General features: G+C 45.8%; 7 protein-coding genes. 2 read left to right on the plus strand and 5 right to left on the minus strand.

Translation table 11 applies throughout. The annotated features are described in order from the left end of the window. Positions 1–28: 28 nt before the first annotated feature. Both ACNKW2_RS12520 and ACNKW2_RS12525 read right to left on the minus strand, forming a co-directional pair. A complete protein-coding gene (locus tag ACNKW2_RS12520; protein WP_419148882.1) occupies positions 29–4177 on the minus strand; it encodes a hybrid sensor histidine kinase/response regulator in 4149 nt (1382 codons plus the stop codon). Between the two features lie 160 nt (positions 4178–4337). Beyond that, positions 4338–5156: a substrate-binding periplasmic protein gene (locus ACNKW2_RS12525; RefSeq protein ID WP_419148883.1), complete on the minus strand. Its 819-nt coding sequence runs from the start codon at positions 5154–5156 to the stop codon at positions 4338–4340. Positions 5157–5332: 176 nt separating this feature from the next. On the opposite strand from ACNKW2_RS12525, the gene ACNKW2_RS12530 reads away from it, so the two are divergent. Together ACNKW2_RS12530 and ACNKW2_RS12535 are read left to right on the plus strand one after the other, a co-directional pair. Continuing rightward, on the plus strand, positions 5333–8026 hold the full coding sequence (locus ACNKW2_RS12530; protein ID WP_419148884.1) for a CHASE domain-containing protein: 2694 nt from the start codon (positions 5333–5335) through the stop codon (positions 8024–8026). Positions 8027–8195: 169 nt separating this feature from the next. Then, positions 8196–9137 (plus strand): tetratricopeptide repeat protein, encoded by a 942-nt coding sequence (locus ACNKW2_RS12535; protein WP_419148885.1) that lies wholly within the window; start codon positions 8196–8198, stop codon positions 9135–9137. A gap of 26 nt (positions 9138–9163) precedes the next feature. Here ACNKW2_RS12535 and ACNKW2_RS12540 read toward each other — a convergent pair whose 3' ends face one another. The 3 genes from ACNKW2_RS12540 to ovoA form a co-directional block, all read right to left on the minus strand. Then, complete coding sequence (locus tag ACNKW2_RS12540) at positions 9164–9727, minus strand: lipid-binding SYLF domain-containing protein (RefSeq protein ID WP_419148886.1); 564 nt, start codon at positions 9725–9727, stop codon at positions 9164–9166. Positions 9728–9855: 128 nt separating this feature from the next. Continuing rightward, a complete protein-coding gene (locus tag ACNKW2_RS12545) occupies positions 9856–11049 on the minus strand; it encodes an aminotransferase class I/II-fold pyridoxal phosphate-dependent enzyme (RefSeq protein WP_419148887.1) in 1194 nt (397 codons plus the stop codon). Continuing rightward, positions 11019–13124 carry a 5-histidylcysteine sulfoxide synthase gene (ovoA, locus tag ACNKW2_RS12550; protein WP_419148888.1) on the minus strand — a complete coding sequence of 702 codons (2106 nt, stop codon included), beginning with the start codon at positions 13122–13124 and terminating at the stop codon, positions 11019–11021. The genes ACNKW2_RS12545 and ovoA overlap by 31 nt, the downstream gene beginning before the upstream one ends. Positions 13125–13170 lie beyond the last annotated feature (46 nt).

The raw sequence follows: 13170 nt of genomic DNA on the forward strand, positions 1-13170 counted from the left end.
CTATATCACTAATGAGAAAGCACTTTGGTTATTTATCAACCCACTGTTGCAGCTTATCAATAACCTCTTGTTCAACAATGGGTTTGGTAATGTAATCGTTCATACCAGCGCTTAAGCATTTTTGTTTATCACCTTGCATGGCGTTGGCTGTCATGGCGATAATTGGCAGCTCTACGTTGTTCTGACCGGCCTCACCAGAGCGGATGGCTTGGGTAGCTTGGTAGCCATCGAGTTCGGGCATTTGGCAATCCATTAAGACTAAGGTAAACGGCTCTGAGTTAACATGCTGTTTTAGGGCCTCTATGGCTTGTACACCATTTTCAGCAACCTGTGTTTTAATGCCATGATTGCCAAGTAATTTGAGCGCCACCAGCTGATTAACTTTATTGTCTTCTACTAACAGCACATGTAATTTCTCTTTCCAGTCTTTCGCTTCAGCAGGGCTTGAGTCAGCTTCCACAGCCAACGCGGTGGCATTGTGTTTTTGCAGCCGCGTTTCAACTTCCGCGCACGCCATTGATAATGACTTAACAAGTGCCGCCTGGGTAATGGGCTTATAGATGTATGCGTCTAAATGAGCCGCTCGCATTTTGTGTTTGCTATCGTGTTCACTCATTGGCACCATCATGACCCACTTTGTTTGCGGGCTAGGCAGTTGCTTTTGCAGCTGCTCTGTTAATTTAGTGCTTGGTGTTTTTTGGTCATCAGTAAAGAGCACTAAATTATAGTCATGCTGCTGTGTTAAGGTACTGGCTTGCAACATTTCCTCGGCCGCTTGCAAGTCATGAGTGGTCGTAACTGCTACACCCCAGCACTGCAGCTGCTTTTTGATAGCCGCTGTGTTTGCGCTATTAGCATCAACTAACAACACCTTTAGGCCAAGATCTTCGAGGCAGAGATCTTTACCTTCACCGCTTGATATGACTTCCACTAAACAGGTAACCGTAAAGGAGCTTCCTACCCCTACCTCACTGATGACGTCAATATCTCCCTGAAGTAGTTGGCAGAGGCGTTTGGTGATACTTAACCCCAACCCAGTACCGCCATATTTTCGTGTTGTTGAGGCATCCACTTGGCTAAAAGCATCAAACAGAATGGCCTGTTTCTGTTGCGGGATACCAATACCCGTGTCTTGAATTTGGCAATGAAAATAAGCATACCCCGGCTGTTTTGCTGGCTGTAAATGCGCGGTTATTACGATTTCACCTTGCTCGGTAAACTTGATGGCATTGCTGAGAATATTACTTAAAATTTGTCGAATACGCCCAGGATCAGACTTCACTTTAACGTCTTTTAGCTCTGCTAGGTCGAGCACCACCTCTACCCCTTTACTGTGCGCACTGAGCGCTAACGACTCGACCAACAGCTCAATTAGCTCGCGTAATTCAAACTCAAGGTGCTCTAATTCAAGCTTATCCGCTTCAATTTTAGAAAAATCTAAAATGTCGTTAATTAACGTCAGTAATGAGTTGGCACTGGCATTAGCCACCTCAACGGCATGGGCTTGCTCACCATTGAGTGCTGTAGACTTCAACAGGTTGAGCATGCCAATCACGCCATTCATCGGCGTACGGATTTCGTGACTCATGTTGGCCAAAAATTCCGACTTTAACTGGGTCGCCGCGTTGGCTTGTTCAAGCGCTGTGGCCAACTCTCTGGCTTGATTTTCTAACGAAGCGGTTTTCTCAGAAACTTGTTGCTCAAGCTTAGTCACAAATTGTTTTTGTCTGTTAATCTCATTCTTTTGCAATCGCGTTTTTAAGTAAATAGTCAGAAAAATAAGCCCCGATAGTATCAGGGTATACAGTGTGTATGCCCACCAGGTTTGCCACATGGGAGGCGCAACGTGCAGGTTAAGCTTGAGTAGGTTATCACTCCACTGGCCATTACTATTTGTAGCCTTAACTAATAAGGTATAAGAACCACCATCGAGATTGGTAAATGAAACGCTATTGCGGTTTTCAATATCAATCCATTGCTCGTCATAGCCCTCGAGTTTGTAGGCATAAAGATTTTTATTCGGTGCAATAAAGTCTAAAACGGCAAATTCTACCGAGAATACATAATCAAGGTATGACAGTTGAATATCAGTAACATAAGCGTACGGTTTATCGAGCTTTTTCGGCTCTCCCATGACATTAAAGCCCGTTAAAATAACATTGGGGTTAAAATTGTCGGTGCGGATATCATCGGCGCTAAAGTACTCAATGCCGCGTTGGCTACTGGTAAACAAAGTATTGTTTTTGGCCATCACTAAGCTACCGGGGTAGTAATTCAAGCCTAAAAGACCATCGTGACTATCAAAGTTCTTCACCGTTTGCGTGTCTGGCGAATACTTAGACACTCCTTTATTAGTGGTGAGCCACAGGTTGCCCTGCTCGTCATCTGCCACAGCTCGGATCAAAGTGGTTGGTAAGCCATCCTTTTCATTGGTGTGTTGAAACCCTTGCTGTTCAGGTAAGTATTGATTTAAGCCTTTTTGCGTTGCAATCCATATTTTTCCCTCTTTAGACTGGTGAATATCCTGAACTAAACTTCCCAAAAGGCTTTTGCTGTTGTATTTGTCTTCTTTAAAGGCAACAAACCGCTGCGTTTGTTCTTGCCAACGACTAACTCCGCTGCCAGTCCCCACCCACATAGTGCCCTGGTTATCTCGGAATATTTTTAACACCTCAGGGTGGGTTAACCCTTGGTCTTTATTCAAGCGCTGGAACACCTTGTTGCTATGGTCGTAAACATAAATGCCATGTTTATACGTCCCTATCCACAACCTTCCGCTGTTGTCGCTGCTTAACGCCCGAATTTCTCTAAATTCTTGATATCCTGGTTGTTCGCTAGGGTAATGGATTAACTCTACGGCCTCTGAGGTAAGGTCCACTCTAGCCAACCCTTCATCCTGCGCTACCCACAAGGTTGTGCTGTTTTCTAAATACACCACAGGGCTTTCCAGTAACCGGTTCGGATCAAAGCCAGCTTTTGGGGTAAAAATTGCTTCATATAGGGGCATCAATTGCTGCTGTTCAACTTGCCACTTAAAAATTTGTGACTTGGAGTTAGCAATAATTACATCGCCATTTTTATCCGCAGCAATGCCATTGGGGGCGGTTAATCTGGCATCTTGCAACGACTTAAACTGACGGTGTGGTACAAGCTTGAAGATGCCATGCACTTCATTAGTGACCCAAAGTGTTTTGGCTCGATCCTCAAAAATGATCCGCAAACCTTTGTTATGCTCGAGATCTAAGCGTTTTATATGATTTTCTGCGGGGTTATAACGATACACACCATTGCTGGTAACAAACCATATAAACCCAGCGTGATCTTCAATCATCGAATTGACTTGCCCTAATGCTTCAGGTGTTACCCTGCCTAATGGGCTAAACTGACCGCTTACTTGATTAAAAGCAAAAGGCCCTTGTTGCGTACCAATATACATGCTGCCATCACGGGTTTTTAGTATATGACGGATCTCATTGCCACCAGTTGGAGTTTTATTACTGGGCTCGGGGAAAAAGTAGCGAGCGTGCCCGCTTTCTTTGTTAACTAAGTTTAAGCCATAACTGGTGGCCACCCACAGATGCTGGTTATCGTGGCCTTCTATGTCCCAAATGCGGTTATGTGAGACCCCTGGTGTATTGTCGGTTGCTTTCAATAGACGTTTAAAACGGTTATTCCCTAAGAAGCGATTAAGCCCTTGGTCATAGGTCCCAAGCCAAATATGGCCATCTTGATCTTGGTAAAAGGATTGCACTCGGTTAGCAGAGAGGGAGTCGTCACGCGATGGCTCGTGCAAGTAATTGTTGAAAATGCCGGTTTTAGGGTCGTATTGGCTGGCCCCGCCTCCCCATGTACCTATCCAAATTTTGCCACTCCTTGCAAGCATCAAGTTTCCCGCGTCGTTGTGAGGCAGGCTATTGGGATCTGTGCTGTCGAACTCAAATAGTTTCACCGCGGTACCGTCGTATCGCATAACGCCATTCTCTGCGGTACCAAACCAAATTCGTCCGGGATGATCTTGAACAATAGAGTAAATTTCGGAAGAGACGAAGCCCTCTTCAGCACTGTACGTTTGCACTGAATATTCGTTTGTTAATAGAGGAACTTGCGCGTAGCTGGTGTTAAACACCAAAACAGAAAATATACAAATAACCGGTATTAAGCCAAACGCTTTCGCCATAACTATTTTCTTTAAAGGAGAGTGTTAAAGCCTAGTCGATAGAATGAAATTTATCCACCGCCACTGTTTCACTATTTGCTTCATACGCTAGTGGCCCATAAAAAGGCCTAACCAAAATACCTTAGAGGTGGCAAATTTTGCCCTCAATCGCTGCTAACCGCTAACGATAAAACTCAGGTTTGATGGCGTACTTCTGCGCAATTTCATCTAAGCGACCGTCCAGTTTTAACCTTAACACTCCCAAATCAAGTGCCAGCTGCAGCGCTTCACTGTTTTGATTGGTAGGAGAAAAAGCGATATATGCCGGTTCTAGTGGGCTAATTGATCCCACCGTTTGTAACTGATCAACAACCCCTAACCGCTTTGCTTGATACCAGACCACCGGCCCAGCATCAACATAAACATCAATGCGGCCGCTGAGCAGCAAGTTTAAACTGCGTCTTACTACATTATCACCCGATAATAAGGTCACCTTGCTACGCTCACCGCCTTGGTGCGACTTGATGTAAGCATTAAGCAGGGTGCCATAATCATAGCCACGTACGGCGCCAAGCTGAACTTTGGCTAATGACTGCTGGTTTTTATAGCGCCAGTCGTTTTCTTTAAGGGTAAACAAAGTATTAGGGCTCAGCTGTAAAATGGGCACCTTAGGGAAATGAAAGTCGGGTGCATCACCACTAAACGCCCCAACAATGGCATCCACTTTCCCCGCGCGGGCTTGATGTATTGCCCGCATCCACGGCATTTCTATATAGCGCACTTCATAGCCTGATATCGCTAATGCTTCGCTGGCCACCTCAATCATAAAACCGGGGTTGCTGTCATTTTCTGAGCAATTCACTGGGCACCAATTATCGCCAGCGATAACTACTGACTTGGTATCATCGGCACTCGAAGTAACACTAAGCGTTATCAGCAATAAGAAAATAAACCACATGGCAAAAAATAAGTTGAGCTGAATAACTTTAAGCTTAGTCAAGCAATCCTTGTTGAGCAATACGGTCATATATGACTGGCTCTTGTGGCCTGCCCCGCAAATAAGATGCTAACACTGTGCAATAACAGCTGTTTTTTCATTTTACCATAATCATTGCTGGGATTTACGCGCTAACTACACTACTCTATTAACACAGAATTAGTCGTAGGAATGACTGTGTGCTTCATCCATCATTAAGTAACTGTCTTAGCAACAAAATAGTGCCGCTAATTGCCGCCCTTATTGTGTTGCTTGCAGGACTCACTTATGGTGCTTTTTTATATCATCATGAACAAAGCTTACGACAAGAAAAACTCTATGCCGCCCTTTATAATCGCCTAGATCAAGTCAATGAGTCGGTCACTGAGCGAGTAAACCTGTATTGGTATGGGATCTTAGGTTTACGTTCAGCAGTGCACGCTAAACGCGACGCCCAATTCGATTACACCGCCATGCAGCGCTACATGGACACCTTTGATTTTGCCGCAGCGTACCCAGGGGCTCGTGGAGTGGGCATGGTAAAATATGTGGAGTCACAAGAACTCCAGTCATTTTTAGCCGTAGCAGCGGCTGAGCGCCCCGATAACGCCTTTGACATTCGTACCTTAAAGCAACCGCAAAGTAGTCACTTTATCATTCAATACATCGAACCTGAGGTGAATAATTATGAGGCTGTGGGCTTAGATATTGGCTCTGAAGCAAGTCGCCGCTTTGCCGCTCTGGAGGCGGCAAAAAACAATGAGCCACGACTCACGGCCCCAATCACCCTGGTACAAGCCAACGACAAAGTAAAATACGGTTTTTTAATCTTGGCGCCAATATACCACTCACCTAAAGCACCGGAGCAAGTGCAAGGCCGCCTCGATAATTTACTCGGTTGGAGTTATTCCCCCTTGTTAATCAACGAAGTGTTATCGACCTTATTGGCGTTAAAACAAGACATATCGATTCAAATTTCAGATGTCACCTCCTCCGAAAAAGCCATGCCTTTTTATCAAAGCTTAATTGCAGGCGAAGATCACACGGCTCTGGCGGTCAATGTCACCAGCAACCTTTTTGGCCGTACTTGGAAAATTGAAATTTGGCCTAATTCGCAATTTATTCGCAACCTTAACTTAAACCACTCTCAAGCCATTCTTAATGTTGCAGTCACCGTATCGATGCTACTGGCATGTCTAACCTTTATTGGCGTTTATGCTGTTGGCCGCCGCCGATTAGTGCGTCAACAAAGGCGCCAAGATGAAGCCGAAAAAGCCAGAGCACTCAGTGCCATGAACACCCGCTTAGAGCAAGAGGTGAAAGACCGCACCCAAGAAGTGGTTAAGTACAACCAGTTGCAAACCAGTATCGTAGAAAACTCGGGATACGCCATCATTGCCGCGGATCCTGATGGCACCATCAGCCAATTTAACCCAGCAGCGGAAAAGCTGTTGGGCTATAGTCAAGCTGAGGTCATTGGCAAAACAACCCCTGCCATCTTCCATCTTGAGCAAGAGGTGATAGCCAGAGCACAGCAGCTCAGTGCCGAGCTTGGTACTACTATCACGCCAGGCTTTGATAGCTTTGTAGCAAAGGCAAAACTAGGGGTAGTCGATACTAATCGCTGGACCTATATCACTAAGTCTGGCAAGCACGTTCAGGTTCGATTGAACGTCACCGCGCTCACCGATGAGCAAGGTGAAATAGACGGGTTTTTAGGCATTGCGTTTGACTTAACCGAGCAAATTGCGCGAGAGCAAGAGTTGTCGCAAGCCAAAGAGGCCGCAGAGCAGGCGGCTCAGGCCAAAGCAGAATTTCTGGCTAATATGAGCCATGAAATTCGCACTCCCATGAATGGCCTCTATGGCACCTTGCAATTATTGAAGTCAGAATCACTCAGCGACAGCAGCAGTAACCTTGTTGATAAAGCCATTTACTCCATCAAATCATTAAACATCATTATTAACGACATTCTCGATTACTCTAAAATTGAAGCGGGAAAAATTAAGTTGGAGCAGCAACCCTTTAATATTGCGGTGTTAGTAGAGCACTTACGCTCTGAATTTGCAGTACTGGCTAACAACAAACAGTTAAAATTTCGCATCGAACTTAAACTAGAGCAGCTACATTGGCTAGGCGATGAAGTGCGAGTGAGGCAAATATTGCTTAATTTGCTGTCGAATGCCGTTAAGTTTACTCACTCAGGCAGTGTCAAAGCCACCATCGCCGCGCAGCCTAAACAAACAGGCCTGGTATTAGTGGTAGAAGACAGTGGCATTGGCATGAGCCAACAGGCATTGAAAAAGCTGTTTTCACGTTTCGAGCAGGCGGACTCTTCTACCACTCGTAAATTCGGTGGTACAGGACTGGGGTTATCTATTACCAAATCCTTGGTTGATCTGATGCAAGGCACAATCAATGTGACCAGTGAAGAAGGTAAAGGCACTCGCTTCACCGTTGAGCTCCCACTCACAGCCACTGAGCAAAACAGCAACTCAACAGCACAACCCCTGGAGGAAATCGACCTATCTGGAGTGCGTGTTTTATTAGCGGAGGACAATCCAATTAACCAGCTAGTGGTACGTACCATGCTAAGCAAAGCGGGCGCTCACATTAGCATCGCCAATAATGGGGTTGAAGCCGTTACTTTTTGCCAACAGCAAACGCCAGATCTGATTTTGATGGATATTCAAATGCCAGAGCTAGATGGCGTCGAGGCGTGTAAAAAAATTAAAGCGCTTCAGCAAAGCCTCACTATCATCGCACTCACCGCCAATGCTTTTGCTGAAGACAAAGCCTTGTATGAACGAGTGGGATTTGATGATTACGTTGCCAAACCGGTTGAATTACACGTCTTGCTAAGTGCAATTGCTAAGCACTTACCCCGACGGTAAACGTTGAGCACCCTCCTTGTTGAGACCAAATACTTTGAATTAAACACCCGCCAGCGCTACAATTAAATCAAGGGGATCCACTGTCGAGGAAGTATCGTTGCGGCTAGTTCTTATTATACTGTTGGTTTGTAGTTTTTGTACGCTTAGTCACGCCAGTCAACTGTCTGACATGGCTAAAAAGCTGGATGAAGCCAGTGACTATTTGACCGTCAACCCTGCCCAATCCATCACCATCTTAGACAGTATAAATGGGCTCCAACAAGCCTCTGCTGCTCTGTTTATTCGTTGGCACTTAATTAATGCCAGAGCTGCCGTTCCCACCGCACAATATGATCGCCTATACCAGTCCATAGATGCTGTGTTTAGCCATCATCACAGCAATTACTTCCAGCAAAAGCTCACTACAGTCATGAGTGCACTTGGGATTTGGCTGCGCCATGAAGAATATTTACCCGATGCCAAACTCAGCTTTCAATGCGCCTTTCGCTACGCCGAGAGTGACCGTCAACGCCTCACCTTGAGTAATAGCATGGCGCTATTAGCGAGAAGCCAAAACGATTATGAACAAGCTCGCAATTTATATGACAAAAGCCATAGCCTTGCCATTAAACTGGCCTTGCCCAATGTCGTTGCCATGATAGAGAGTAATCTCGGTTACTTAGCTTTGGACGAAGGCAGAGTGGTCGCTGCAGAGCGCTACTTTCGTAGCGCTTTGAGTCGCTACCAAGCAATAGATAAGCGTGCTGGCCAGATTTCTGCCGGACTGAATTTACTGCTGGTATTTTTAGTACAAGAGCAGCGGCTCAATTACGACCGCCTATATGGACCAACAGCTACGTTAACCGAGGCGTTTCCTAATAATGCTAAGCAAGCGCTGTTACACTGGCTTGAGGCAGGATATGCTTATCACAAAGGCGACACCCTGACGGCTGAGCACAAAGCGCAATTGCAGAGCGCATTTAAACAGCTGCAAAGCGATAAGATGCGCGCCATCATTTATCGCTATTTTGCCAAACCAATGCAGGTGGCCGTTGATTTGCCACAAGCGCAAGTTCAAACCAAACGCTTTAGCAGCCCTTGGTTTGAACTGGTCAAAGAGTGCGCTTGGTAGGCGTCAGTGCCAATGCTCATTCGCGATTAGTTTAACTCTTTGTCTTGCCAGAATTTAGTGCCCTTAATGGTGGCTTGTAAGGCCAGACCGCTTTCAGTAAAAGTATAAACCGTTACGTCACCATAATACGCTTCACCTTCAACGGAAGCACCTTTTTTGGCGGCTTTGGCTGCGGCATCGGCATTACCACCAAAGGTCCAGCCAGAATTAATAAACTGTGACATGGCATCTTGGCTATGGAACACCATCACAATGCGATAATCTTTAACACCTACACCAAGGCCAACCCCTCCCTCAGCCATATTCATGTAGGTATTGCCACCAGTGGTATTATTGTGCACCACACCATATCCAGTACCTGCTGCGACAAACAATAAATTAACGTTGGCATTAGAAAAAACGGCGTAACCGGGAGCGGCGGCTATTTGCGAGCGAGTGTCTGGTTTTTGTTGATACAATTGCGTTAAAACGTTACTGCGCATATCCAAAATGGCCCGTTGTTTATCGGCTTTACTGCCGCTTCCCATCGACGCACAGGCTGTGAGCATCATTAATAGTAGCCCCATAAATAAAGCTGGTATCTTACTCATTGCTTCCTTCCTCATCACACGTAGATTAATAATCATCATACCCTGCAACGACGCCTAGGAGGTAGACTAAGCGGCATCGCAGATTGACCATGAAGGTATAAGCTTAGTCTACTAGATTGAATCTAGGATTAATCCTGCAAGAATATCTGTAATCGCTCGAGTCCACTGGCAAAGTTTTCTTTACCCAAGCCTAAACGAAAATACTGCTGATGAGTTAAAGCAAATAACGACGCAGGTAAGAGTAGCGTTTGCAGCTCCTGAGCAAAACGCCTCGCCCAAGCTTTACCATCGCTAACTCCTTTGACTTGCAAAAGGCTCAGCATACCTGCCGCCGGTGCAACCCAGTCTACTTTGTCTTGGTTTCGTGACACAAACTGCTGCATTAACTGTACGTTGGTAGCAATGATGTCACTATTGCGGCGCAAAATAACATCGCTATGTTCTAGTGCCGTTACCGCCAACATGTCATCGACGGCACTGCCACAGATACTGAGATAGGTTTTACAACTAAGTAATTGCTGAGCAAGCTCAGTACTGCCACAAATCGCCCAACCAACTCGGATCCCAGGAAGCCCTAGGCTTTTTGACAACACACCCAGCGTAATAGATTTGGTATAAGTAACAAACTGACCATTGTGGATGCACGCATCATTAGCGTTTTGTGCCGACACTTCATCGCTTAGTAAATAAGCATCACATTGTTCAGCAATACACAGTAAATGCTCTAGCTGCTCGCGATTTAGCGTCGCCCCGGTGGGATTATGAGGCGCATTGATCACTATCATTTTTGTGCGGGCATTGGCCAGTTTAGCCACTTGCTGAATATCAAACTGCCAATTATTTTCTGCACTCAGCGCAATACCATGGACTTTAGCGCCAAGTCGTTTCGGCAGGTTCAGCAAAGAGGGGTAACAAGGCGTAAACACTATCACTTCATCGTTTGGCTGTAACAAGTTTGCCATAGCGGCGTAAATGGCTTCTTGCGCTCCGGTAAAGGAAACGACTTGCTGATCCGCCACTGTGTCCGTTGAGCGTAAATGATACTGCTGTATTGCACTTTTCAGGGGGTCGCTACCTGCCACTGGATTATAACCCAGTGAGCTGTCAAAGGGCTGCTCACCTCTAAACGCCAGTAACTCACTAAGCGTGACTCCTTGCGCGCAAGAGTCGCTGAGGTTAAAAGCCACTGGACCTGGCAACGATTGACTAAACTTTATGTGTTCGGGTAATGCAAATTCCATGGTCTTCTCAAGTAAAAATGCCAGCATAATCGCTGGCATTATCAGTGGTATTATTTCAGTCGCCATAAGGTGAGCTGGCATAACTCCAACTCCACCTTGCGGGCATTTTTGGCAATCGCAGAGCTCACTTCTTCTTCCGCGATCAACTCAAAATCGTTTTCTAATAAAATGGCTAAACCGTCGCGACCAGTGACATTTTCACCGCTCACCTTATAACCACCTAACCAGTTTTCTGACTTGGTCAGCTCGCTATCCCACTGATAAGCGCTGCCAATGGCCAGTACACCGCCTGGATTAAGGCGCGATTTGATTTGATTTATAAAGGTTTTAGGTGAATAGAGGTATTCCACCAAACGGTGGCACAAAATTAAGTCGTAGCCACTAAATTGCGGTTTTAAGTTATGACCATCGCCTTGGCAGAAGTGGATCCGCTCAGCCAGTTCGGTAAAACCTAACATGGCGATAGATACTTCGTGAAAGTCGACAATTTCCCCTTCTTGCTCCGTAGCAAAACGCACTGGCTCGCCTTCTTTGAGTGCAAGGGCATGCTGAATATTGCGCGCAGTGAAGTCGATGCCATCAACCTGCTCAAAGTGCTTAGCCAACTCAAAACTGGCTCGGCCAACAGAGCAGCCTAAATCAAGTGCTTTACTGGTTTTACCTTGATAATGGCGCATCACTTTTTCTACGGTATTAAGCAGCGGGTTGGCAAAGTTCATCACCCCAGAGCCATAGTGAGTATTGAGATCGCACGCCACTTCAGGGTCTTGCTCACACAAACTGACTTTTTGCACTGGTACTTCAGGTGAGTCCGTTTCAATGTACCTAAACCCGGCATGTTGGAAGAAGTGACGTCTAAAGGCGTAACGCGAATCTCTTACCGCTTCATTTCCGGTCGAGATCCAAGAGCCACCTTTAATCAAATTGTGTTTGCCATCAAAGGTAGGCGTAGAGAAGTCATCGTACAATGGGTGCACTGTAAAGCCATTGTATGCGTCTATTGGGCTCTCGGTCCACTGCCAAACGTTGCCAATGACATCAAATAAACCTTTGTTCTCAAAACGGTTCACAGGACAACTCGAGGCACACACTTCTAGGTTGATATTACCCGGCGCTTCACTCCAAGTCGTCAGATCCGTCTCTAGTTGATCGCGCATTACCTGCCACTCAGCTTCCGTGGGTAAACGCACATAGCCGCTGCTTTGTTGTGATTTCCAGTTACAAAACGCTTTCGCTTCGAGGTAGTTCACCTCGACTGGCCAATTCAGTGGCAATGGAATTTCTTCACCAAGATTACGCTGCCAGTAGCCATCGGCCTTCTTTAACCAAAAACGCGGCATATTCGACTGCGTTGAGGCCAGCCAAGCCTGCCCTTCTTCGCTCCACAGCTCTGGCTTTTGATAGCCTCCGTCTTCAACGAAGGCCAAAAATTCTTGGTTTGATACCAAATATTGGCTGGCTTTAAAGTCATCCACGCTAACATCAAGACGGCCATATTCATTATCCCAACCATAGGTTTGGTTTGATTCGGGCTTACCTAAGGTAATGTCACCACCGCTTACCGCAACCAAAGCGTTATTAGGGGCTTTTCCGTGTTCTTTGCACGGCTCCCAACCGGGTTGTAAAGTGAGATCTTGCAGTGGCAGCATACGGATAATGACCGATGATGTTTCAAGGTGAATGCGCTCATGCTCGATGCCCATAAGCACCACCCACGCCAAGCTATCTTGGCTGATGGGTAAACTTAGCTCCATGGTATCGATAAGATTGTTCATCAGCGCACACACTTCATCACGATACTGTTTCACTTGCGCAACGCTTGGCCAATCGTAGTTATTACTATCTAAATCATCCCAAGACATTTCATCCACGCCCACCGCACAAGTAGACTCAATATGAGGATTAATACGCTTGTTAATGTATTTACCCAGCATCAGTTTATTGATGTAAAAGCACGCGGTGTGTCCGTAATAAAAAATCAGCGGGTGACGCAGCCGCTCAGCTTTAACGAAAAAGGCGTCATCATTATTTATGTTACTAAATAAAGATTCATACTGCTGCCAGCTGTTATTGAAATAGGCTTTAATTTCAGCGCGTTTTTGCTCAACGTCATTACCTGCAAGCCAAATTGGCTTAAGTGTGTTTGGTCTTTCCATACGGTTATCTTCTTTAACTTGCTATTTCATTACATGTCGCTGCGCT

Source organism: Pseudoalteromonas 'SMAR' (assembly GCF_048515945.1).
GTDB lineage: Bacteria > Pseudomonadota > Gammaproteobacteria > Enterobacterales > Alteromonadaceae > Pseudoalteromonas.